Origin of the sequence: Shewanella sp. MF05960, from assembly GCF_050849305.1 — a bacterium.
GTDB lineage: Bacteria > Pseudomonadota > Gammaproteobacteria > Enterobacterales > Shewanellaceae > Shewanella.
Genome location: NZ_JBOZPS010000003.1, coordinates 102,680 through 125,445, shown reverse-complemented (window position 1 = coordinate 125,445; position 22,766 = coordinate 102,680). Strand labels below are relative to the sequence as shown.

Annotated in this window: 22 protein-coding genes; 12 read left to right on the top strand and 10 right to left on the bottom strand. The window is 42.7% G+C overall.

Annotation, left to right across the window (positions count from 1 at the left end):
* Positions 1 to 16: 16 nt before the first annotated feature.
* Positions 17 to 670 carry a YceH family protein gene (locus tag ACROAE_RS03945; protein ID WP_432399623.1) on the bottom strand — a complete coding sequence of 218 codons (654 nt, stop codon included), beginning with the start codon at positions 668 to 670 and terminating at the stop codon, positions 17 to 19.
* A 260-nt stretch (positions 671 to 930) separates the two neighbouring features.
* Complete coding sequence (locus tag ACROAE_RS03940; protein WP_432399621.1) at positions 931 to 1,764, bottom strand: CvfB family protein; 834 nt, start codon at positions 1,762 to 1,764, stop codon at positions 931 to 933.
* Between the two features lie 594 nt (positions 1,765 to 2,358).
* Here ACROAE_RS03940 and speA point away from each other — a divergent pair.
* From speA to ACROAE_RS03880, 12 genes are all read left to right on the top strand, one after another.
* A complete protein-coding gene (gene speA, locus ACROAE_RS03935; RefSeq protein ID WP_432399620.1) occupies positions 2,359 to 4,269 on the top strand; it encodes a biosynthetic arginine decarboxylase in 1,911 nt (636 codons plus the stop codon).
* Positions 4,270 to 4,375: 106 nt separating this feature from the next.
* Positions 4,376 to 5,305, top strand: a complete 930-nt coding sequence (locus ACROAE_RS03930) for an adenosylmethionine decarboxylase (protein ID WP_432399833.1) — start codon at positions 4,376 to 4,378, stop codon at positions 5,303 to 5,305.
* Positions 5,306 to 5,466: 161 nt separating this feature from the next.
* Positions 5,467 to 6,105 (top strand): pyridoxamine 5'-phosphate oxidase, encoded by a 639-nt coding sequence (gene pdxH / locus ACROAE_RS03925; protein ID WP_432399619.1) that lies wholly within the window; start codon positions 5,467 to 5,469, stop codon positions 6,103 to 6,105.
* A gap of 29 nt (positions 6,106 to 6,134) precedes the next feature.
* Positions 6,135 to 6,590 (top strand): YaiI/YqxD family protein, encoded by a 456-nt coding sequence (locus tag ACROAE_RS03920; protein WP_432399618.1) that lies wholly within the window; start codon positions 6,135 to 6,137, stop codon positions 6,588 to 6,590.
* A gap of 79 nt (positions 6,591 to 6,669) precedes the next feature.
* Positions 6,670 to 7,245 (top strand): YceI family protein, encoded by a 576-nt coding sequence (locus ACROAE_RS03915; RefSeq protein ID WP_432399617.1) that lies wholly within the window; start codon positions 6,670 to 6,672, stop codon positions 7,243 to 7,245.
* An 81-nt stretch (positions 7,246 to 7,326) separates the two neighbouring features.
* The gene (locus ACROAE_RS03910; RefSeq protein ID WP_432399616.1) at positions 7,327 to 7,677 is read left to right on the top strand and encodes a DUF3802 family protein; all 351 of its coding nucleotides are present in this window, start codon (positions 7,327 to 7,329) and stop codon (positions 7,675 to 7,677) included.
* A 50-nt stretch (positions 7,678 to 7,727) separates the two neighbouring features.
* Positions 7,728 to 8,621 (top strand): RimK/LysX family protein, encoded by an 894-nt coding sequence (locus ACROAE_RS03905; protein WP_432399615.1) that lies wholly within the window; start codon positions 7,728 to 7,730, stop codon positions 8,619 to 8,621.
* 753 nt (positions 8,622 to 9,374) lie between these two features.
* Positions 9,375 to 10,358, top strand: coding sequence for a phenylalanine--tRNA ligase subunit alpha (gene pheS, locus ACROAE_RS03900; RefSeq protein WP_432399614.1), 984 nt, complete (start codon positions 9,375 to 9,377; stop codon positions 10,356 to 10,358).
* A gap of 14 nt (positions 10,359 to 10,372) precedes the next feature.
* The gene (gene pheT / locus ACROAE_RS03895) at positions 10,373 to 12,760 is read left to right on the top strand and encodes a phenylalanine--tRNA ligase subunit beta (RefSeq protein WP_432399612.1); all 2,388 of its coding nucleotides are present in this window, start codon (positions 10,373 to 10,375) and stop codon (positions 12,758 to 12,760) included.
* A gap of 3 nt (positions 12,761 to 12,763) precedes the next feature.
* Positions 12,764 to 13,063, top strand: coding sequence for an integration host factor subunit alpha (gene ihfA, locus ACROAE_RS03890; RefSeq protein ID WP_432399611.1), 300 nt, complete (start codon positions 12,764 to 12,766; stop codon positions 13,061 to 13,063).
* Positions 13,064 to 13,225: 162 nt separating this feature from the next.
* Positions 13,226 to 14,161, top strand: coding sequence for a lauroyl-Kdo(2)-lipid IV(A) myristoyltransferase (gene lpxM, locus ACROAE_RS03885; protein ID WP_432399610.1), 936 nt, complete (start codon positions 13,226 to 13,228; stop codon positions 14,159 to 14,161).
* Between the two features lie 76 nt (positions 14,162 to 14,237).
* On the top strand, positions 14,238 to 15,107 hold the full coding sequence (locus ACROAE_RS03880) for a mechanosensitive ion channel family protein (RefSeq protein ID WP_432399609.1): 870 nt from the start codon (positions 14,238 to 14,240) through the stop codon (positions 15,105 to 15,107).
* 88 nt (positions 15,108 to 15,195) lie between these two features.
* Here ACROAE_RS03880 and hisIE read toward each other — a convergent pair whose 3' ends face one another.
* From hisIE to hisG, 8 genes are all read right to left on the bottom strand, one after another.
* Positions 15,196 to 15,819: a bifunctional phosphoribosyl-AMP cyclohydrolase/phosphoribosyl-ATP diphosphatase HisIE gene (hisIE, locus tag ACROAE_RS03875; protein ID WP_432399608.1), complete on the bottom strand. Its 624-nt coding sequence runs from the start codon at positions 15,817 to 15,819 to the stop codon at positions 15,196 to 15,198.
* A gap of 24 nt (positions 15,820 to 15,843) precedes the next feature.
* Positions 15,844 to 16,617, bottom strand: a complete 774-nt coding sequence (hisF, locus tag ACROAE_RS03870; RefSeq protein ID WP_432399607.1) for an imidazole glycerol phosphate synthase subunit HisF — start codon at positions 16,615 to 16,617, stop codon at positions 15,844 to 15,846.
* Positions 16,599 to 17,336, bottom strand: coding sequence for a 1-(5-phosphoribosyl)-5-[(5-phosphoribosylamino)methylideneamino]imidazole-4-carboxamide isomerase (gene hisA / locus ACROAE_RS03865; protein WP_432399605.1), 738 nt, complete (start codon positions 17,334 to 17,336; stop codon positions 16,599 to 16,601). Before hisA ends, hisF begins: the two co-directional genes overlap by 19 nt.
* On the bottom strand, positions 17,333 to 17,977 hold the full coding sequence (gene hisH / locus ACROAE_RS03860) for an imidazole glycerol phosphate synthase subunit HisH (protein ID WP_432399604.1): 645 nt from the start codon (positions 17,975 to 17,977) through the stop codon (positions 17,333 to 17,335). The genes hisA and hisH overlap by 4 nt, the downstream gene beginning before the upstream one ends.
* A 9-nt stretch (positions 17,978 to 17,986) precedes the next feature.
* Positions 17,987 to 19,054, bottom strand: coding sequence for a bifunctional histidinol-phosphatase/imidazoleglycerol-phosphate dehydratase HisB (hisB, locus tag ACROAE_RS03855; RefSeq protein ID WP_432399603.1), 1,068 nt, complete (start codon positions 19,052 to 19,054; stop codon positions 17,987 to 17,989).
* Between the two features lie 61 nt (positions 19,055 to 19,115).
* Entirely contained in the window at positions 19,116 to 20,177 is a 1,062-nt protein-coding gene (gene hisC / locus ACROAE_RS03850; RefSeq protein WP_432399602.1) for a histidinol-phosphate transaminase, read from the bottom strand.
* 30 nt (positions 20,178 to 20,207) lie between these two features.
* Positions 20,208 to 21,497 carry a histidinol dehydrogenase gene (gene hisD, locus ACROAE_RS03845; RefSeq protein WP_432399601.1) on the bottom strand — a complete coding sequence of 430 codons (1,290 nt, stop codon included), beginning with the start codon at positions 21,495 to 21,497 and terminating at the stop codon, positions 20,208 to 20,210.
* Between the two features lie 5 nt (positions 21,498 to 21,502).
* Positions 21,503 to 22,402: an ATP phosphoribosyltransferase gene (gene hisG / locus ACROAE_RS03840; RefSeq protein WP_432399600.1), complete on the bottom strand. Its 900-nt coding sequence runs from the start codon at positions 22,400 to 22,402 to the stop codon at positions 21,503 to 21,505.
* Positions 22,403 to 22,766: the final 364 nt, after the last annotated feature.

The window sequence follows — 22,766 nt, the reverse complement described above, 5'->3', positions numbered from 1 at the left end:
AATCAAGTTGATTGAATTAATTTAATAAGCTTTCAAGTTGAGCTATTTTTTCTTCAAGCACGGCGACTCGTTGGCTCAGTTCATCAATACGGCTGTCTTGAGCAATACTTTGGTGCGTTTGCGCAGAGACGTGTAGATTGTCGTTACTGTTGACTTGGTGATCGTCTATATTGCCGCTAAAGCATTCCATAAAGCGACAATCTCGCTTATTAGGTTCGCGTGCGAGCTGCACAACTAATGACGTTTCACGTTGGCTTAATCCAATTAAAGCCGTTTCTACCTGGCTTACATCAGTAAATTCATGTAATCGAGCCGTACGTGTTTTAAGTTCGCCAGGTGTTTGTGGCCCACGTAATAACAACACACAAATCAGTGCCACTTCAGCACTATTAAGCTGTAACTCACTAAATTCTGTGTTGCAAAATCGATGTTTGTATTTAACTACACGACTTCCAAATCCAGACTGTTCGCTGATTAAGCGCTTTTTATTGAGATCTTCAATAATGTCTTGTACATCGGATTCGCTTAATGACAATACTGGCTCACGGCTGCTTTTCTGGTTACAGGCGAGCGTTAATGAATTAAGAGATAAGGGGTATTGGTCTGGCGTGGTGAGTTCTTTCTCGAGTAAACATCCAATAACCCGAGCTTCTAAGGGCGTTAATTCCATACACTATCCTTATTATAAATAATCTTTGCACTGTTAGTGTTTATATCAGAGTAAGAGTTTTATACCAATCAGAACCCATCAGATTACTGACTTATGCCATTCAAGCTGGTGAGGTTGTTAAGTAAGGTCATGAGAAAATGGCGTAGTTAAAAACCGGTGTATCCAAGATGGTAGTCAATCGAGATGTAGAAACCGTTAAAATCATGAGTGATTAACATCTGTTGCTCACTCATGATTCAAACGCTATAAAGCAATCAATGTTACATGGTGAGGCGAATACCATCAGTTTCAATGCTGATTTCACCGGCTTTAAACAAGCCTCCAATCGATTTCTTAAAGGCTTTTTTACTCATACCAAGTTGATCATAAATAATTTCAGCATCTGTTTTATCGTGTAACGGTAAGAAACCATTAGCACTGCGCAATTTGTTGATGATCAGACGGGCATTTTTGTCTAAGTCTTCTTTACCACTTTTTTGTAGCACTAAATCAATTTTGCCATCGCTGCGCATTGATTTAATGTAGCCAGTGACTTTTTGACCAAAACGTAGTTTTTGGAATACTTCGTTAGTGTAAATGACGCCCCAATGCAGGTTATTAATAATGGCTTTGTAACCTAGCTCTGTAGTGCCACCAATGATTAAGTTAACCTGTTCACCTTCGGTGTAATGCGCTTCAGTTTTATCGACAAACTTATCCAGTTTTGAAGACGCCATAATACGTTCGTCGGCATGGTTAGCATGGACATAAACTAAGTATGAGTGGCCTTCTTCGGCCGGTTTATGTTGCTCACCAAAAGGCAGTAATAAATCTTTGTCTAAGCCCCAATCTAAAAATGCGCCGAATGGACCCGTGGCGACGACTTTTAGATAAGCATACTCACCCACCTGAGCTAATGATTTTTGGGTGGTAGCAATCACAATGTCTTCAGAGTCTAGGTAAAGAAACACATCTACCATATCACCGACATTACAACCGGTAGGGACAAATTTATTAGGAAGCAAGACCTGTCCTAGCTCTTGAGCATTTAAGTAAACCCCAAAGTTCACTTGCTTTACGACTTCTAATGAATAACGTTTACCGATTTGTATCATGAATGACTCTACTTAATAAAAGATGAAAAGGTGATTTAATCAAAATCGATTAATTATACACGTAAATCAGCACTTAGTTGTGTCAATTAGCTTGCTGTGAAACGTTTTTTTAGTTGGCAAGATTATTGAACTCTTTCAATCCCAATAAATGCAACTTTTTATAAGGATTAATGGGTAATTTACTTGCATTACACTGCATTGCAGGTTTTAATTGCGCCGATTTTATCAAGGCGAGTGTCAGTGCTATTTCTGTGTATGAAAGTGATCTTTTTGTCGATTACTTCAGTAAAACATTGGCGATGTATACACACTGAGGTTCGCCTTCAATATTTGCAAGCCATGCTGATGTAAGACTAATATGTACTTACAAATAGCTTAAGCGCAGTGAAGACGAAGAGTGATATTGACCATAAAGGATAATCTCATTTTATACGTCAACTGTGGATTGCAACATAAAGTGTGTTGTCACGGCTGGCCAATAAGCCCAGCCGTAAAAGACAACAGCTTTACCAGAGACAGCGCTAAGTCGTTGTCAGATTTTAACAAGCAGCACGATGTTTGCTGCTTACTTTGATACAAATACGGAAAATAATTATGTCTGATTGGTCTATCGAAGATGCTCGTGCGGGTTATAACGTGACTCACTGGAGCCAAGGCTTTTACGGTATTCGTGAAGATGGCGAAGTGACTGTGTCACCTGATCCACAAAATCCTAATCATAAAGTTGGCTTAAATGAATTAGCCAAAGATATGGTAAAAGCGGGCGTTTCGTTACCGGTACTTGTACGTTTCCCACAGATTTTGCACCACAGAGTTGAAAGCTTATGTGAAGCATTTAATGATGCTATTACTAAGTACGACTATCAAAATGATTATTTGTTAGTTTACCCGATTAAAGTTAACCAACAGCAAACGGTTGTTGAAGAAATTCTGGCTAGCCAAAAATCGAAAGAAGTACCACAGTTAGGCCTTGAAGCGGGCAGTAAGCCTGAGCTAATGGCCGTATTAGCTATGGCGCAAAAAGCCAGCTCTGTAATTGTGTGTAATGGCTATAAAGACAAAGAATACATTCGTTTAGCGTTAATCGGTGAAAAGTTAGGCCACAAAGTTTACATCGTGCTTGAAAAGATGTCAGAACTTAAAATGGTATTGGCCGAAGCTGAAACTTTAGGCGTGACCCCACGTTTAGGCCTTCGTGTACGTTTAGCGTTCCAAGGGAAAGGCAAGTGGCAAGCAAGTGGCGGCGAAAAATCTAAATTTGGTTTGTCTGCTGCGCAAGTATTGAAAGTCGTTGCCGAATTAAAAAATGCTAACATGCTAGATTCTCTGCAGTTATTGCACTTCCACTTAGGGTCGCAAATTGCCAATATCCGTGATATTCGCCAGGGTGTGGGTGAAGCGGGGCGTTTTTATTGTGAACTGCGCCAACTAGGTGCCGACATTAAATGTTTTGATGTGGGCGGTGGTTTAGCGGTTGACTACGATGGTACGCGTAGCCAAAGCAACAACTCAATGAACTATGGTTTAAGTGAATACGCTAACAACATCGTTAATGTGCTAACTGATTTATGTAATGAATACGATCAGCCAATGCCACGTATTATTTCTGAATCTGGCCGTCACTTAACGGCTCATCACGCGGTATTGATTACCGATGTGATTGGTACTGAAGCGTACATGCCTGAAGTGATTGAAGCGCCAGCTGAAGATGATCCGCAGTTGTTACATAACATGTGGCAGTCGTGGGAAGACATTAGCGGTGGCAACGATCAACGTGCCATTATTGAGATCTACCATGATACTCAAAGTGACATTGCTGAAGCGCATTCGTTATTTTCAGTAGGTCAATTTAGCTTAGCGCATCGTGCTTGGGCTGAACAAGCTCACTTACGCGTATGCCATGAAGTCAAAGGCTTATTAAGCAATAATAATCGTTATCACCGTCCGGTTATCGATGAATTAAATGAAAAGTTAGCCGACAAATTCTTTGTTAACTTCTCTTTATTCCAATCATTACCTGATGCATGGGGTATTGACCAGGTATTCCCTGTATTGCCATTGTCAGGTTTAGATAAAGCGCCTGAGCGCCGTGCCGTGATGTTGGACATTACTTGTGACTCAGACGGTATTGTTGACCAATACGTTGACGGTCAAGGTATTGAAACCACATTGCCTGTGCCAGCGTGGAGCGAAGAAAGTCCTTATCTAATTGGCTTCTTCATGGTGGGTGCATACCAGGAAATCTTGGGAGATATGCATAACCTATTTGGTGATACTAACTCTGCTGTTGTACGTCTTGATGAACATGGCGCTGCAAATATAGAGTCAGTATTGCAAGGTGATACTGTTGCAGACGTATTGCGTTATGTTAACTTAGACGCAGAAGAGTTTATGCGCACTTTTGAAGAGCTAGTGACTCAACATATTGTTGAAGATGAAAGAGAAAGCATTTTAGAAGAGTTACAAGCAGGTCTTGACGGTTATACTTACCTAGAAGATTTCTAATATTTACTGTTAGTGATTGTTTAAAGAGCCTTAGTTATTAATAATAGCTAAGGCTTTATTTATTATTCTGCGTTTAAGTTATTTTTTAAGAGAGTTTCAAGTATTGATGTTTTTTGAAGGTTCAGAAAAAAAAGTTGAACTGATTGTCGAACCTACTTTAGGGTCGTTGCGATCGTTTGGACGAGCATTTTGGACCGACATCGTTGCACTAGCGAAAGCAGACATTATTTCTGTTATCAGCAATGATCAATGTGATGCTTATTTACTGAGTGAATCGAGTTTATTTGTATGGGACAAGCGCCTAGTTATCATTACTTGCGGCCTCTCAACCTTGATAGACAGTTTAATCGCTGTTATTGATCACATTGGTATCGCAAATGTAGCGTTTGTAAGTTATCAACGTAAAAATGAATACCTTGCGCATTTGCAAGCCTCTACGTTTGCCGATGACATTAGCCAATTGCGCCAGAAAATACCTGGCAAAGCTTGTCGAATAGGCCATTTAGACAGCCATCACCATTTCATTTTTACTAGCGAAAAAGCGGCTGAGTTAGCCTCAAATGACACCACAAGCGAACTGTTGATGTACCACATTAGTGGGCCGCTCGCGCAGTATTTAATTAGCGAGAATCAATCTGAACAAAAAATTTGTCAATTATTACAACTCGACACATTGTTTGCTGGTTTTGACTATGACTGTCACCTATTTTCCCCTCTCGGCTTTTCTGTCAATGGTATCAAAGGCGACCGATATTTTACGATTCACATTACTCCGCAAGAGCAAAGCTCTTATGTCAGTGTCGAAACCAATGTGGATGTTAATGCAGCCGATAACCCCATCGCTGTGCAATTACTGGCTTTATTACAGCCTATTAGTTGGGACACTATCGGATTTAATACACCTATTAAGGCGGGGGCTGGTTCTCACAATGTTTGTCTAGCCTATTGCTCATACCCCATTGTTGAAAATTATCATGTGCATTTTAGTCATTTTCAACAGGTTGACACAGAAGTGCTCAATCCCGAATTGATGTAAATTAGCTTGTGTTGCGTTAGGTCTTGAAATGTGGTTTTTTGAAGCAAAAAGATTGGCATAATTAAAAAGCCGTTTAAATAACATCGCCAACGTATAGAGGTTGGCTTTTTTGTGCCTGCTCAGCGTAAAATAGATTTAGCTAGCATAAACAAGGAAACACAATGAGTGATTTAAGTGATATTCGCCGAGAGTACACCCAAGGTGGCTTAAGACGTGGTGACCTACCTGTTAATCCAATGGATTTATTCGAAAAGTGGATGCAGCAAGCCAAAGATGCGCAATTAACCGATCCCACCGCAATGTGTGTTGCCACTGTCGATGAAACCGGCCAACCTTTTCAGCGGATTGTGTTATTAAAACGCTTTGATGATAACGGCTTTGTTTTTTTCACTAACCTTGAAAGCCGTAAAGCCAAACAAATTGGTGTTAATAGTAAAATCAGTTTGTTGTTTCCCTGGCATCCATTAGAGCGTCAGGTGGCCGTTATCGGCGAGGCAGAGCCTTTGTCTATGTTAGATGTGGCGAAGTATTTTATGAGTCGACCAAAAGACAGCCAGATTGCCGCATGGGTTTCAAAACAGTCGAGCAAAATATCTGCTAGGCAGGCTTTAGAGGGTAAATTTGCTGAAATGAAAGCCAAATATGCTCAAGGTGAAGTGCCATTACCTAAATTTTGGGGGGGATATTTAGTGCGTCCTAGCAGTATTGAATTTTGGCAAGGTGGCGAACATCGCCTACACGACCGATTTATATACACTAAGGCTGACAGCGATTGGCAAATAGATCGTTTGGCACCTTAATCTGTGTTAATAAATAGGAGCATTATCGCGTGATAAGCAATAAAATTTGGGTCGATGCTGATGCGTGTCCAAATCCCGTAAAAGACATGTTATTTAGAGCTTCAGAGCGCAAATCTATTCAGTTGGTGTTGGTGGCAAATCAATTGATTAAAGTGCCTATTTCACCCCTCATCAGTATGATTAGAGTGAGCTCTGGGTTTGATGAAGCCGATAATTATATTGTTGAGCAAGTTAACAAGGGTGATTTGGTTATTACCGCCGACATACCGCTTGCTGCCGATGCGATAGATAAAGGGGCGTTGGTGTTAAACCCTCGTGGTACGGTTTACACCACTGAGAACATCAAGCAAACCTTAACCATGCGTGATTTTATGGAAGAAATGCGCAGCAGTGGAATACACACTGGCGGGCCAAACAGTTTCTCTCAAGCTGATAAGCACGCTTTTGCACAGGCATTAGACAAATGGTTGGCCAAAGTAAAATAATGGCTAATTGATTAAACCGTCATCTATACTTATTTTTATAGTGACATAACGCGTTATTGTTAACAAAAAGGACGACATAATGAAAATCGCATTACCTTTGTTCGCTGCTGGGTTATTAAGTTTTCAAGCCATGGCTGGCGATTGGCAAATCAATCAAGATCATTCACGCGTCAGTTTTATATCGGTTAAGAAAAACGATATTGCTGAAGTTCATCACTTTAAACATGTTGCCGGCTCACTCACCGATGCGGGCGCTTTTGCACTAACCATTGATTTGAACTCGGTCGATACAGGCATTCAAATTCGTGATGAACGCATGCAAACTATTTTATTTGAGGTGGCACAATTTCCTCAGTTAAAAGTCAACGCTGTCATTAACCCTAAATTACTGATGGGCATGAAAGTGGGTGATACATTAACAACACAAATAGATGCCATGGTTGAAATGCATGGTAAAAAACAAAAGAAAAGTATTGATGTGCTAGTGGCGAAATTATCAGACAATAAAATGGTAGTCAGTAGTTTTGCGCCAATGATTGTTCAAGCGGATGAATTTAATTTTGTTACAGGTGTCGAAAAACTGAGAGAAATCGCAGGCTTACCCAGTATCAGCTTAGCGGTGCCAGTGTCATTTGTGCTAACCTTAGCGCAATAGCACTTACACATTTGATCATGGCTTTTATCGTATTGATTTAAGTCATATTCATTTTTTAGCAGTATATAAAGGTGAAATAACATGGTTACCGATAAAGACGGATATATGCATTTGATTCAGTATTTAACTGAACACTTAGGCTTGTTTGAAGGGCCTGAAAACAATGCAGCCGCAACGGAGACCGTGATGGAGCTGTTTGAAGAACAGTTATCTGCGCAGATTATTATGGTTTGCGGTCAAAACCCGCAATTGTCATTTGCGCAGCGTAATATGGTGATACGTGAAATTGATGCGATAGTCTATGATTTAGAAGAGATTTTAGCTAAAGTCGCTAATCATCAAGCGACTGCAGAACAAAGTATTTTTATTACTGAGTTTTCTGGTTTAATTAAAAATTTATTTGATCAAGAAATTGATCATTTATTGCGTTAAGCGCATTGCATTTACCGCGTTAAAGAAATTTGTGGATGTGTGGAATAGACATGTTTAGAAAAATAGCCATTGTTACCGTGTTGAGTTTTTTATCATTACCCGTTTTTGCCAATAGTAAAACGATAATCCGTCAAGTTGAAGAGATGACCGTTTCACAGTCTGATTTGATTTATCAAGCACGGATTGACACGGGGGCTGTGAATACTTCTTTGCATGCCGTGGATTTAGAGATTATTGGTGGCTCTGCTGAAACAATGCAAGGTAATGTCGGTAAACTGGTCGAGTTTACAACCCAAAATGAGCTAGGCGATCAACAACGCCTTCAAGCTGAAATTGTAAAAGTGTCGACGGTCAAAAATGCCTTAGGAACGGAAAGTCGATATACCGTTAAATTAGAAGTGGGCTTTCCCGATAGTTTACAGCCACTTTACGTTAATTTGCGCGACCGCAGCCATATGAACTACAAGTTATTGATAGGTCGTAATTTTCTAAAACAAAAATACGTTGTCGATGTTGCGTCTAAAAAAATAATTGGTCCAGTAGCCCAACTTAATATTAAGCAAATCGGTTTACTTTATACCACTCGTATTGATACCGGCGCTGGCCAGAACTCTTTGCATGCCGTAAATATCAAGGTTGAAAATGAAGACGCGGATGTGATGGAGAACAACATCGGTAAGATGATCCGTTTTGATACTGAAAACGAAAATGGTGAAACGGTTAGTTTTACCACACGAATTAGAGGCGCGACGTTAATTCGTAATGCTCAAGGTTCCGAAATTAGGTATACGGTAAGGTTAAGCATCGGCGAGCCAACAAATGAGTATCAGGTTGACGTTAATTTAACTGACCGAAGTCAAATGGGTTATAAACTGCTTATAGGCCGAAATTGGTTACAAGGCCATTATGTGGTCGATATGTCACTGCCGCATAAACCCATTTAAGACTAACGTTGTTCAAAATACGAATGTTATTAAAAAAACCGTTCATGTTGAGCGGTTTTTTTATCACCCAATGCTTTATCTAATGCCACAGCAGCTTTTGCTTTGCGTTCTCGCTATTTGAAAGGGAACAACCATTACTACATCGCGACGCCTTAATCAAAAACCGCTGGACGCATTCTGAGTGTTCACTTATTCATGCGGATGGGTATAAAATGAATGTTTTTGACACGACGACACAACCTGACTTGTGTTGGTTCTCGCTACAATAGCGGCAATGACAACATAGTTGTACTTAATCCCTTAATTTATATTCCATTAATCTGACCATTACGCCATCGAGTTTCTGTCTTTGTATTGAAACCTAGACGTTGAGAGAGAACAGACTTAAAAAGCCCTTCACAACGCTTTTTTGTTGGCTTATTTGAGCTTGTCAGTACGAAGGCGCTGATATTGAAATGTTGAAAAGACGGTTTCACAATTGATAATCTGGCGTGTTTAACATGACTGATAAGCTCACAATTAGAAATTGCAGTTAAATACAGCTATTTGCCACTAAAAAGTCCAATAATGACTAGTAAAATCACGGTCGCTAACGTAAAATTTCTCTCTTTCATTTGAACCCTAGCTTTAGCTCTTTGTGGCAAATAACAAGAGTTAAACTATCGCGTCGGCACTATTGATTTATTTGATTTATTTGATAGTCGAATCAGACGCCCAATCGCATTGATATGCACAAATGCAGTGGATGATAACATGCAGCAGTTAACCGAGATCGTAGAACAAGCCTTAGAGGTCATTGACAAGGCCAGTGATCTAAAGACATTGGATGATATCCGTGTCGATTACCTTGGTAAAAAAGGTAAAATCACAGACATGATGAAAATGATGGGATCAATCAGCGCAGAAGAAAAGCCTGCCTTTGGTCAAGCCGTCAACCAAGCTAAACAAGCCGTACAGCAAAAGCTGACTGAGCGTATCGATGGATTGAAAGCCTCGGAATTAGAAGCAAAATTAATTGCTGAAAAAATCGATGTCACTTTACCGGGTCGTACCTTAGAAATCGGTGGCTTACATCCGGTTACTCGTACTATCGAACGCATTGAAACCTTTTTCGGTGAGTTAGGCTTTGTAGTTAAACAAGGTCCTGAAATCGAAGATGATTTTCATAATTTTGATGCGCTAAATATTTCTGAACATCATCCCGCTCGTGCCGATCACGATACGTTTTATTTTAATCCTAAAGTGATGTTGCGTACCCAAACCTCTGGCGTACAAATTCGCACCATGGAACACGAAAAACCACCGCTGCGTATTATTTCTCCAGGCCGTGTTTATCGTAACGATTATGACCAAACTCACACACCGATGTTTCATCAGGTTGAAGGGTTGATGGTTGCAGAAAACGTCAACTTTGCTGAACTAAAAGGCATTTTGCACGATTTTTTACGTAACTTCTTTGAAGAAGATTTAGAAGTGCGTTTCCGTCCATCTTACTTCCCATTCACAGAACCTTCAGCTGAAGTAGACGTGATGGGCAAAAACGGTAAATGGTTAGAGGTTTTAGGCTGCGGTATGGTGCACCCAAATGTGCTTCGCAGTGTGGGCATTGACCCTGAAAAATACTCTGGTTTTGCTTTTGGTATGGGCGTTGAGCGTTTAACCATGTTGCGCTACGGCGTAAATGATTTACGTGCCTTCTTCGAAAACGATTTACGTTTTCTTAAGCAATTCAAATAACGGAGCAATATTAGATGAAATTCAGTGAATCTTGGCTTCGTGAATGGGTTAACCCATCGATAAGTCGTGACGCATTATCACACCAAATTACCATGGCAGGTCTTGAAGTTGACGGCGTTGATCCAGTAGCGGCTGATTTTAGCGGCGTGATTATTGGTGAAGTGGTTGAATGCGGTCAGCATCCAGATGCTGACAAACTACGTGTAACTAAAATCAATGTGGGTGGCGATGAGCTTATCGACATCGTATGTGGCGCACCAAACTGCCGTTTAGGCTTAAAAGTTGCGGTTGCTATGGTGGGCGCAGTATTGCCTGGCGATTTTAAAATTAAAAAAGCCAAATTGCGTGGCCAGCCATCAATGGGCATGCTTTGCTCATACGGTGAACTTGGTATCGATATCGAAAGCGATGGCATTATTGAGCTGCCAGCCGATGCGCCATTAGGCGTTAATGTGCGTGAGTTTTTACAATTAGATGATGCCATTATTGATGTTGACTTAACTGCCAACCGTGCTGACTGTTTAGGCATGGCTGGTCTTGCGCGCGAAGTGGGCGTATTAAACCGTCAAGCAGTGACAGAGCCGACTTGGCAAGCTGTGGGCGCAACGATTGATGCGCCATATAGCATCAATGTAGTCTCGCCTGACTTGTGTCCACGTTATTTAGGCCGTGTGGTTAAAAATATCAATGTGAAAGCGGCAACACCGCTGTGGATGCAGGAAAAGTTGCGTCGTAGCGGTATTCGCTCAATCGACCCGATTGTCGATATTACTAACTATGTGTTGATTGAATTTGGTCAGCCCATGCACGCCTTTGACTTAAACACCTTAAATGGCGGTATTACCGTACGTTTAGCGGATGGCGTTGAAAAGCTAACGTTACTCGATGGTAACGAAATTACCATCCCCAATGACACATTAGTGATTGCCGATGACAAACAAGCTGTTGCGCTTGCAGGTGTCTTTGGTGGCGAAAGCACAGGTGTGAATGAAAACACTCAAGACATCTTGTTAGAGTGTGCATTCTTTGCACCACTTGCCATTATGGGTAAATCTCGTCGCTTAGGCTTACACACAGATGCCTCACACCGATTTGAACGTGGTGTAGACCCAGAGCTTCAACATAAGGTAATGGATCGCGCTACACGTCTTGTATTGGACATCTGTGGTGGCGAAGCTGGCCAAGTGATTGAAGCGGTTTCTGCTGAGCATTTACCGAAAGCGGCAACCATTACATTACGTCGTAACAAGTTAGACAAAACTTTAGGCCATCACATTCCTGATTCTGACGTTGTGGAAATTTTAGAGCGTTTAGGCTTTAACGTTAAAGCGGCTAATGATTCATGGCAGGTTACTACCGCGACGTACCGCTTTGATATGGCGATTGAAGAAGATTTAATCGAAGAAGTGGCGCGTATTTACGGTTACAACAACATTCCGAACACCGCGCCACAAGCTGCGTTAACAATGCCTGATCACAAAGAAGCGGATATTTCGCTTAAGCGTGTTCGTAGTGTTTTTGTTGCCCGAGGCTTCCAAGAAGCGGTGACGTACAGCTTTGTTGACCCTAAGATGCAAAATATCGTGCATCCAGGTGAAGAAGCCATGATATTGCCAAACCCGATTTCTATTGAAATGTCGGCCATGCGCTTGTCAATGTTTACCGGTTTACTGACTGCGGTGGGTTATAACCAGAGCCGTCAGCAAAATAGAGTACGATTATTTGAAACGGGTTTACGCTTTGTTCCTGATGCACAAGCAGATTCTGGCGTTCGCCAGCAAGCCATGCTGGGCGCGGTTATTTCAGGTGTGCAAAACGAAGAACATTGGTCAATGGAATCGAAAACTGTCGACTTCTTTGATTTAAAAGGTGATTTAGAAGCAATTCTCGGCTTGACAGTTGCCGCTTCTGAATTTAGTTTTAAAGGGGCAACACATCCTGCGCTGCATCCAGGTCAATGTGCTGAAATATTAAGAAATAATCGAGTCATTGGTTACATCGGCGCTATCCATCCAAGTTTGGAAAAGCCGTTTGGACTCAATGGCAAAACAATTGTTTTTGAGTTAGAACTGGATGCATTATTGCACGCCCGTTTGCCGCTAGCCCAAGCTGTATCTAAGTTTCCTGCTAACCGTCGCGATATCGCGCTAGTAGTAGACGAAGCAGTTTCTGCAACTGATGTTATGAATTTGATAAGAAAAGTTGGCGAAAATCAGTTGGTTGGCTTAAACTTGTTCGATGTATACCAAGGTAAAGGTGTTGAGCCTGGCAAAAAGAGCCTCGCTATCGCACTTACATTACAAGACACTACTCGTACACTTGAAGAAAAAGATATTACCGAAACTATGGATTCAGTATTATCCGCTCTTAAGACCGAGTTCAACGCATCGTTGAGGGATTAAAGTATGGCACTTACCAAAGCCGAAATGGCAGAACATCTTTTTGAAACATTAGGCATCAACAAACGTGTCGCTAAAGAGATGGTAGAGTCTTTTTTTGAAGAAATTCGTGAAGCACTCGAAAGTGGTGAGCAGGTCAAGCTATCTGGCTTTGGCAACTTTGACCTTAGGGACAAGAATCAAAGACCGGGAAGGAACCCGAAAACTGGTGAAGATATTCCCATTTCTGCTCGTCGTGTTGTAACTTTCCGTCCTGGACAGAAGTTAAAAGCACGCGTTGAAGCGGCAAATTCGGGTAAGAAATAGATCACTGGTTAATACGCCAAATCCGTTTACTGGATCTGTATTACTAAGAGCCACTCTTTATTGAGTGGCTCTTTTGTTTTTGAGTTTGCCACAGAATTGGTATAATCCTAGATATCAAGCTTAAGTGTGTATTGTTCGTGCACGTTCATTTGGAGTGTTCTTTTGTCTCGAGAAACAAAACATTTTGATACCCGCTTTAAAATGGCCTTATTACATCCCCGTTATTGGGCGACATGGCTAGCCATAGCGGTATTGTTTTTATTTGGTATTTTACCCGCCAGTGTGCGTGACCCTATTGCCAGGTTTTTGGCGGTCATAGTGATGAAAGTGGCCAAAAAGCCTATCAATATTGCCCGAATTAATATCAGTCATTGTTTTCCTGAATGGTCGGAAGCAGAGGTTGCAGAATTAGTTAAGCGCAATGTGCGGATGTTTGTGTTGGTACTGCTTTCACAAGCGGAATTACTGTTTAGATCTACGGCTCATTTAAAGCGTCGTATCCAAATGAATGGCTTTGAGCACGTCAAAGCGGCCAGAGATGCTGGTCAACCTATTATTTTTATTATGCCTCACGTGTGGCCAATGGAATACGCAGGGCTACGTGTCAACATGGAAATTCCCATCGTAACGATGGCAAAAGCGCATCGCAACGGTTTGTTTAACTGGTTTAGTAATCGTATGCGCACTAGCCAAAATGGCCGCGTGTACATGCGTGAAGCGGGGATCCGCGCGTTATTAGCCGAGCTTAAAAAAGATAACAGCTTCTTTTATTTGCCCGATGAAGATTTAGGACCAGATAAAAGCGTATTTACGCCGTTTTTAGGTACAGTAAAAGCGACATTACCCGTAGTGGGTCGTCTTGCCCAAGCGGGCAACGCCCAAGTGATGCCCGTAAATATTGGCTATAATGAACAAGCTAAGCAATTTGTTATGACGATAATGCCCGCGATAGATCCACAAGATATGGCAGGTAAAGAAAACGAAGCGTTGGCGTTAAATAAAGCGGTTGAGCAGGTGATTAAAGCTTACCCAGAACAATACATGTGGTTTTTAAAGCTGCTTAAAACGCGCCCGCCAGGCGAGCAGCGGTTTTACTAACACACGTATTACCATAGCGTTAAAGATGCGCTAACAAGCTCAACAATACTGAATATAAGAACAATAAGAGGTTTATATGGATTTTAATGAATTGTTATCAGCCTTATCGTTTGTGGTGTTCACTTATGACACCCGGCCGATTACCTTGCTGCAGCTCTTGCAAGTGCCGTTATACATCTTTTTAGCCTGGTTTATTATTACTCGTGCCGGTCGATTGATTGTCAAAGCCTTAAAACGTCGTAATGTTGGAGCTGATGCGATCCATTTATTCACTCGCATGTACTTTATTATCAGTATTGCGGTGCTGGTGTTTACTAGTATGGAGATTTTAAATATTCCATTAACCGCATTTGCGTTTGTGTCTGGTGCGATTGCCATTGGTGTCGGTTTTGGTGCGCAAAATATCATTAATAACTTTATCAGTGGTTGGATTTTGATGTGGGAGCGGCCAATTCGTATTGGCGACTTTTTAGAAGTCGGCGAAGCGCGTGGTGTGGTTGAATGTATTAATACTCGCTCAACGTTAATTCGTCGTAACGATGGCGTACACATGTTGGTGCCAAATAGCCAGTTACTTGAAAACACCGTGACCAACTGGACCTTAATTGATAAAAACGCCCGTACCTTTATTCGAGTTGGGGTGGCTTATGGTTCTGATGTGATTAAAGTCCGCGAGTTGATTTATCAGGTGATTGGTGAACGTGATGATATTTTGCCACAACCTAAACCGTTAGTGTTGTTTGAAGACTTTGGCGATAACGCACTTATTTTTGATTTAATCTTTTGGGTGAGTGCGGTATCTGAAACCGATATTCGCCGTCGCCGCAGTGAAATTCGCTTTAGAATGTATGAGTTGTTTAATGAACATCAAGTGGTCATAGCCTACCCACAACGTGATTTACATGTTGATGGCAATTTAACCATTACTCAAAGCCATAAAAACTAAATGCTCACCATTTTGAAATAATAAAAAAGACGCCGCGGCGTCTTTTTTGTTGTTTATTTAGCAGCACTAAAGCATGGCTAAATGGATGCTATTTGCTGGCTTTGGTGTGGCGATCCAATAAATTTTTATTGATATCAGCCATTGATAAACCTTGGTCTTCAAGTAACACGATTAAGTGATACATCAAATCAGAGGCTTCATTAACCAGCTCTTCTTTGTCGTGAGTGGCTGCAGCAAGTGCGGTTTCTAAGCCTTCTTCACCGACTTTTTGGGCAATGCGCTTCGTACCACGTTCAAACAATGACGCGGTATAGCTTGAGTCTGCACTTTGGCCTTTACGTGAAATAATCAAATTGGTCAGATTATCAATAAAAGGGTGCGCGTTGCCGTCTTTCCAGCAGCTTTCTGTGCCTGTGTGGCAGGTTGGGCCGTTGGGAATGACTTGCACTAAAAAGCTGTCGTTGTCGCAGTCTTTGTCGATAGCGATAAGGTCGAGTGTATTACCTGAGGTTTCACCTTTGGTCCATAAACGCTGCTTAGAGCGGCTAAAAAAGGTAACCTGCTTAGTGGCTAGAGTTTTTTCTAAAGCCGCCTGGTCCATGTACCCAAGCATCAGCACTTTGCCTGTTAGGTGATGTTGAACCACCGCTGGGATCAACCCTTGTTGTTTGTCCCAATCTATGTTCGTGCTGTCAAATACGATATCAGTCATTAAAATTCTCTTTTTTCGGCAACGTTATAAACGAATGGCGATGTGATTGGCGTGTAAGTATTGCTTTAACTCACCAATATCAATAATGCCTTTATGAAATACGCTTGCAGCTAATGCAGCATCAACTTTGGCCTGTTCAAATACGGCTTTAAAGTGTTCCATGGTGCCAGCACCACCTGAGGCAATTAACGGCACATCACAAATAGCGCGTATCATGCTGAGCTGTTTAATGTCGTAACCGCCGCGCACGCCGTCTTGGTTCATCACGTTAAGCACAATTTCACCACAACCACGCTTTTGTACTTCTTCAACCCAGTCTTGAGTATACCATTGGGTGTCTTTGGTCGCGGCTTCATCGCCAGTAAACTGTTTGACTTTATAGCTATCGGTTGCTTCGTCGTAGTATGAGTCAATCCCAATCACAATACACTGGCGACCAAACTCATCTTGCAAGCGCGAGATCAAGCTTGGATCGGTTAATGCGGGTGAATTGATTGATATTTTGTCGGCACCAAAAGCCAGTTTTTCCCGTGCTTGTTCAATGGTTTTAATGCCACCGGCAACACAAAAAGGAATATCTATTTGCTCAGCGACGCGGCTAACCCATGATTTATCGATTACCCGGTCGTGGGCACTGGCGGTAATGTCGTAAAATACTAGCTCATCAGCGCCTTCTTCTGCATAACGGGCGGCGAGGGGAACGATGTCACCGACAATTTCGTGGTTACGGAATTGCACGCCTTTAACCACTTTGCCGTCACGAACGTCAAGACACGGAACTATGCGTTTGGCCAGCATTGTATTGCCTCCTCAACGGTAAATTGATTAATCAGCAAGGCTTTGCCGATAATAATGCCCGATGCTTTGCTGTCGCGAACAGCGGCAACGTTATCTAGGGTGGCGATACCGCCAGAGGCTTGCCACAAAATGTGAGGGTAAGCTGCTGCCAGCTCTGTATAAAGCTCGGTATTGGCGCCGGTTAAGGTGCCATCACGGCTGATGTCAGTGACGAGGGCATGCTTTAAACCAACGGTTTCAAACTCGTCGACTAACGATTCCAGCGACTTACCGCCACCTGATTGCCAACCCGATACCGCGACAATTTTTTCGCCTGCGTCATTAATATTGACATCAAGCGCTAAACAAATGGCATCGCTGCCGTATTTTATAAACCAGCTTTTAACCAGTTCAGGTTCTTTAACGGCTAGTGAGCCAATTACCACGCGTTTAACACCAATATTAAGCAGTTCTGCGACTTGTTCTTCACTGCGAATACCACCGCCTACTTGAATATCAACATCAAGCCCTGCGGCTAATTCGCTAATCAGCTGGGTTTGACGTTTGTTGGGATCTTTTGCGCCAGTGAGGTCAACAATGTGCAGTAACGTAGCACCTTGTGCTTGATAAGACTGCAATTGTGCCAGCGGGCTTAAGTCAAAGGTGGTTTGTTTGTCGTAGTCGCCCTGGTATAGGCGCACCACTTGGCCGTCAATTAAATCTATGGCAGGAATAATCACTGTGGTGTCCCCATATTTAGAAAGTTTTGTAAAATTTGAGCACCCACTTTAGCGCTCTTTTCGGGGTGAAATTGCACCCCGAAAAAGTTATCTTTGCCAATGGCGGCACTGAATGATTCGCCATAAGTGCTGCTGGCTAAGGTGTACTCACTAATGGGGGCGCGGTAGCTGTGAACAAAATACACGTAGCTGCCATTTTCAATCCCGCTAAATAACGGATGATCGCCAACATCAATTTGGTTCCAGCCCATGTGCGGCAATGGCAAGCCTTTGCTGTCAAGATCGCCAATGTCTGTAGGCACAAGACCCAGACAGGTAATATCTTGCTCGCTACGCCCGCCATGCTCATTTGATAAACTGGCAAGCATTTGCATGCCAAGACACACACCCATGACCGGCTGAGTTAAACTTTTAATCAACTCGATTAAGTTTTTTTGCTTTAGCGCATCCATCGCGGCGCCTGCAGTGCCCACACCTGGCAGCACTACGCGCGCAGCGCTGCGAATAACATCAAAGTCAGCACTGACAACGACATTGGCGTTAAGACGTTCAAAAGCGAATCGCACAGAGCTTAAATTGGCGCAGCCCGTGTCGATAATCACTGTGAGGTCGTTGCTTGAAGAAACAGATTGTTGTGTCACGTTAACTCCTTACAGTACGCCTTTGCTTGATGGCAGTATGTCGCCTTCGACCTTCACAGCTTGGCGAAGTGTGCGGCCTAATACTTTAAATAGTGCTTCCACTTTGTGGTGGTCGTTATCACCCGTTGAGCCAATGTGCAGTGTGCAGCGAAGACCGTCTGCAAATGAACGGAAGAAATGCGGCACCATTTCGGTAGCCATTTCGCCGACCATTTCACGGTCAAAATCAGCCGTGAATTTAATGAATGGACGACCAGAAATGTCCATTAAACATTCGCCGCTGGCTTCATCCATTGGTAAGCTAAAACCAAAGCGAGCAATGCCCCGTTTGTCGCCGAGTGCCTGGCGGATAGCATCACCAATGGCCAGCGCGGTGTCTTCGACGCTGTGGTGATCATCAATTTCTAAATCGCCGTCGACGTGCACGTCCATTTTGAAATTGCCGTGGGTTTGAATTTGGTCAAGCATGTGGTCAAAAAAGCCGATACCGGTTTCAATTGAACCTTTGGTTTGACTGTCTAAGTCAATAGTGACAGTGATGTCGGTTTCTTTGGTGGTGCGCACTACCGTCGCGATACGGCCTTTGCTCAATAGGGCATTAGCAATGTCGTCCCAGTTAAGGCTTTGGCGGTCGTATTTAAAGCTTTTAATGCCCATGGCATTGGCAAGCTCAATGTCAGTTTCTCGGTCGCCAATTACGGCTGAGGTGGTAAAATCAACTTTACCTTGAGTTAAGTAGTCTTTCACCAGGCCAAGCTTTGGCTTGCGACAACTGCAGTTTTCGTCATTAAAGTGTGGGCAAATCACCACATCGTCAAACTTAACACCCTGACTGGCAAAGATTTGCATCATCATATCGTGCGGGGCATCAAAGTCTTCTTTTGGAAATGAAGGCGTGCCTAACCCGTCTTGATTACTCACCATCACTAAGCGAAAACCTGCTTTTTGTAGCTTGAGTAATGCTGGAATCACTTGCGGCTCAAAAACCAATTTTTCTAAGCTGTCTAATTGCTTGTCGATTGCAGGCTCTTCTACTAATGTGCCATCGCGGTCGATGAATAATATGTTCTGTTTCATGTGACTACCTTAACAATAGGGTGTAATTTTTATAATTAAATTTTACAAGTTTTAAATAGGTTCATGCCGCTGAGCCGTCAAACAACGCAACAATGGCATTGGTTTGTTGCTCGTTGGTAAAACTAAAGCGGATAGCATCAGCTAAGCGTGGATCTTTATATGCACGGGCAACAATACCTGCCTCACGTAACCGCTCAGCTACGCTGACAACATCTTCAAACTTGGCTAATACATAGTTACCGTTTGCCGGCAGAACGTTAGCGCCAAATGAACTTAATGCTTCACTTAACCGTTGACCTTGTTCAACCAAACTGGCCACTTGAGTTTGCATGGTGTCGATGCCCTGTGAGCTTAATGCTTTAGTTGCCAATTCAGACACGGGTAAAGGTACTGGATAAGGTGCAATCACTAACATCACTAAATCGATAATGGCATCATTGGCTAACATAAAACCACAACGTGCGCCGGCCAATGCAAAAGCTTTAGATAACGTGCGCAGTACGACCAGATTAGGGTAGGTGCCAAGTAAGTCTGCCACGCTGTATTGTGGGCAAAACTCAATATAGGCTTCATCAACCACTACGATGGCATTGGGCGCAGCTTGAATGGCTTTCTCAATGTTCTCTTTTGATATCACCGTACCCGTCGGATTATTTGGGTTGCAAATAAACACGATTTTAGCTGCGCCAATTTGAGTTGGCCATGCCTGTGGCAGCTGATAATCATCGGTTAAACTTAATGCGGTTACCCCAACGTTAAACGTGGCAGCGCTAATGGCGTACATGCCATAAGTGGGACCAAAACAGGCAATACTGTCGACACCGGGCGTACAAAAGGTGCGGATTAACAGTTCAATGGCTTCATCTGCGCCGCGACTGGCAACAATGTTACTGGCCTTTACAGCGGAATAGTGACTGTATGCATTAATCAGCTCAGGAGGTTGGCATTCTGGGTAACGGTTCACCTTATCTAAATCACTATTATTAAACGGTGATTCGTTGGCATTGATCCAAATATCGCCACGCCCGCCGATACGTCTGGCGCTTTGGTATGGCGTTAACTGAAGTAATTCGGGTCTGGCCAACTGTTTTGGGTCAAAAGGCGCTGCGGTGTTTTGGCTCATGGCTATGTTCTCTAATTCACTAAATTATCATTATTGTAGGCTGGCTAAACGAACCGCAATGGCATTTTTATGCGCATCTAACAATTCATTTTCAGCAAGTACCATGACGCTTTGACCTAAGGTTTGTAACCCTTGCACGCTCAACTCTTGCACTGTAAAGCGACGGCTAAAGTCGGCTAAAGACAAACTAGATACTGAGCGACTGTAACCATAAGTGGGCAGCACGTGGTTGGTACCACTGGCATAATCACCTACCGACTCTGGTGTATAAGCACCTAAGAATACTGAGCCAGCACCGCGTATTTGTTTAAGCACATCACGGGGCGCATTGGTTTGAATAATCAAATGCTCTGGGCCATATAAGTTGGACACTTTAGCCGCTTCGCCCATGTCGCTGACAACAATACTGCGGCTGCATTCAAGTGCTGTTGCGGCAATGTCTTTACGGCTCAACTGCGCAAGTTGTTCAGTTAACGCTTGGTTGACCGCTTTTGCTAAATCAACTGAGTCAGTCACTAACATGACTTGTGAATCAACCCCATGCTCTGCTTGTGACAATAAATCAGAGGCCACGAATGCTGGATTGGCATCTTTGTCGGCAATGACCAGCACTTCAGAGGGACCTGCAGGCATATCTATCGACACGCTGACACGATTGTCTTGCGACACCAAACGTTTAGCTTCGGTGACATATCGATTCCCTGGGCCAAAAATTTTATCGACGTTTGGCACAGATTCGGTACCAAATGCTAGTGCAGCAATGGCTTGGGCACCACCAACCTGAAATATCTCGGTAATCCCGCACACATTAGCGGCATAAATAATCGCATCATTAATGGGCGGTGGGCTGACTAAAATGCGCTTTTCACAGCCGGCGATTTTTGCGGGTAACGCCAGCATCATCACGGTCGAAATTAGTGGCGCGGTACCACCTGGAATATATAAACCAACGCGTTCAATTGGCTCACTTCGAAGCTCACAACGCACTCCCGGTTGGGTTTCAATATCGACACCATTAAACACTTGGGCGTTATGGAATGTCTCAATATTACTCACGGCTTGTGCTACAGCTTGCTTTACATCGTCACTGACACGGGCACATGCCGCACTGATTTGCTCAGCCGTTAACGCAAGCTCGGTCAGTTCAACGCCATCGAAACGCTTGTTAAAGTTGATTAACGCCGCGTCGCCTTGGCTGCTAACTTGTTCAATAATATCGCGCACACCTTGCTCAACACTGGCGTCACCGATTAATGGTGAGCGCGCTAATGTTTGTTGCTGCTCAGTAGTAGATAAAGACGCCCAATCGAGAATTTGCATCTGTGTTACCCCATCATTTTTTCAATTGGCATAACAAGAATTGAACTTGCACCCAGTGCGGTTAATTCTTCCATCGTGTCCCAGAATAAATCTTCTGTGCTCACTACGTGAATAGCCACACGATTGGTATCATCATTTAATGGCAATACTGTTGGGTTTTCAGCACCTGGCAGTAGGGCAACGATTTGATCTAAGGTTTCTAGTGGCGCGTGTAATAAAATGTACTTACTTTCGCGGGCACGAATAACACCATTAATACGCGATAAGATTTTATTAATGAGAGCTTGTTTTTCAGTCGATTGAGTTTTATTAGACTGGATAATACATGCCATTGAGCGGTAAATGACTTCAGTTTCATATAAACCGTTTGCCTCAAGCGTTGCACCAGTTGACACTAAATCACAAATGCCATCAGATAAACCTGCACGAGGCGCGACTTCTACAGAACCTTTTAACATACAGTCGCTGTAGTTAATGCCTTTTTCTTGCATAAAACGACGCAGCAGATTTGGGTAAGAGGTTGCAATACGAAGGCCTTCAAGCGAGTTCGCGTCTTTGTATTTAAACTCATTAGGCACAGCAAGTGATAAACGGCATGAACCGAAATCTAACTCACGTAATTTTGTAAATTCAGCCGGCTTGTTGGCTAGTTGGCGTTCAAGTTGCTCTTCTTCAAGTACGTTTTCACCAATAATACCGAGGTCAACAACACCGTCCATCACTAAGCCTGGAATATCATCATCACGAACGCGTAATAAGTCGATTGGCATATTGTCTGCGTGAGCAATAAGGCGTTGTTCGTTGACGTTGAATTTTACACCACAACTTTTAAGTAGCTGTTGAGACTCTTTTGATAAACGGCCTGATTTCTGAATGGCGATGCGTAAACGTGTAGATTGGCTCATGTGATACTTCCTTAATGTGTTAAATATAAAATGTTGTAAATTTAAAAGCTTAAATAAAAATAAAACGATAGAAAACAAAAAACCCCTGAAATTCCTTCCAGGGGTTTATGTGAAAATATGTTCACCACCAGAAGGATAACGTCCTTCGGCAGTAAGCATCCGAAGGCTACCGCATATGGTGATGATGATGGATTGTAGTCACTTGGATGTTCATAATTGTTCTCTTAATGCTGTATTAACTAATCAGTTTAAATGAGGATTTATTCACTCATTCAATGTCGTGTAAATCGACTTGCAGTTAACTTAACCGCATTTATGTTTGTTTGCAATAGTGGATAAAGCATTAATGTCATTTTATTACCAG

Bases quoted from the DNA above. Each gene is read 5' to 3' on its own strand.
- pheT (WP_432399612.1), top strand. From the start codon at position 10,373: ATGAAATTCAGTGAATCTTGGCTTCGTGAATGGGTTAACCCATCGATA.
- hisB (WP_432399603.1), bottom strand. From the start codon at position 19,054: ATGAAACAGAACATATTATTCATCGACCGCGATGGCACATTAGTAGAA.
- ACROAE_RS03905 (WP_432399615.1), top strand. From the start codon at position 7,728: ATGTTTAGAAAAATAGCCATTGTTACCGTGTTGAGTTTTTTATCATTA.
- ACROAE_RS03910 (WP_432399616.1), top strand. From the start codon at position 7,327: ATGGTTACCGATAAAGACGGATATATGCATTTGATTCAGTATTTAACT.
- ACROAE_RS03940 (WP_432399621.1), bottom strand. From the start codon at position 1,764: ATGATACAAATCGGTAAACGTTATTCATTAGAAGTCGTAAAGCAAGTG.
- ACROAE_RS03930 (WP_432399833.1), top strand. From the start codon at position 4,376: ATGTTTTTTGAAGGTTCAGAAAAAAAAGTTGAACTGATTGTCGAACCT.
- hisD (WP_432399601.1), bottom strand. From the start codon at position 21,497: ATGCAAATTCTCGATTGGGCGTCTTTATCTACTACTGAGCAGCAACAA.
- hisF (WP_432399607.1), bottom strand. From the start codon at position 16,617: ATGCTGGCCAAACGCATAGTTCCGTGTCTTGACGTTCGTGACGGCAAA.
- hisC (WP_432399602.1), bottom strand. From the start codon at position 20,177: ATGAGCCAAAACACCGCAGCGCCTTTTGACCCAAAACAGTTGGCCAGA.
- hisG (WP_432399600.1), bottom strand. From the start codon at position 22,402: ATGAGCCAATCTACACGTTTACGCATCGCCATTCAGAAATCAGGCCGT.
- ACROAE_RS03880 (WP_432399609.1), top strand. From the start codon at position 14,238: ATGGATTTTAATGAATTGTTATCAGCCTTATCGTTTGTGGTGTTCACT.
- speA (WP_432399620.1), top strand. From the start codon at position 2,359: ATGTCTGATTGGTCTATCGAAGATGCTCGTGCGGGTTATAACGTGACT.
- ACROAE_RS03945 (WP_432399623.1), bottom strand. From the start codon at position 670: ATGGAATTAACGCCCTTAGAAGCTCGGGTTATTGGATGTTTACTCGAG.
- ihfA (WP_432399611.1), top strand. From the start codon at position 12,764: ATGGCACTTACCAAAGCCGAAATGGCAGAACATCTTTTTGAAACATTA.
- pdxH (WP_432399619.1), top strand. From the start codon at position 5,467: ATGAGTGATTTAAGTGATATTCGCCGAGAGTACACCCAAGGTGGCTTA.
- hisIE (WP_432399608.1), bottom strand. From the start codon at position 15,819: ATGACTGATATCGTATTTGACAGCACGAACATAGATTGGGACAAACAA.
- ACROAE_RS03915 (WP_432399617.1), top strand. From the start codon at position 6,670: ATGAAAATCGCATTACCTTTGTTCGCTGCTGGGTTATTAAGTTTTCAA.
- pheS (WP_432399614.1), top strand. From the start codon at position 9,375: ATGCAGCAGTTAACCGAGATCGTAGAACAAGCCTTAGAGGTCATTGAC.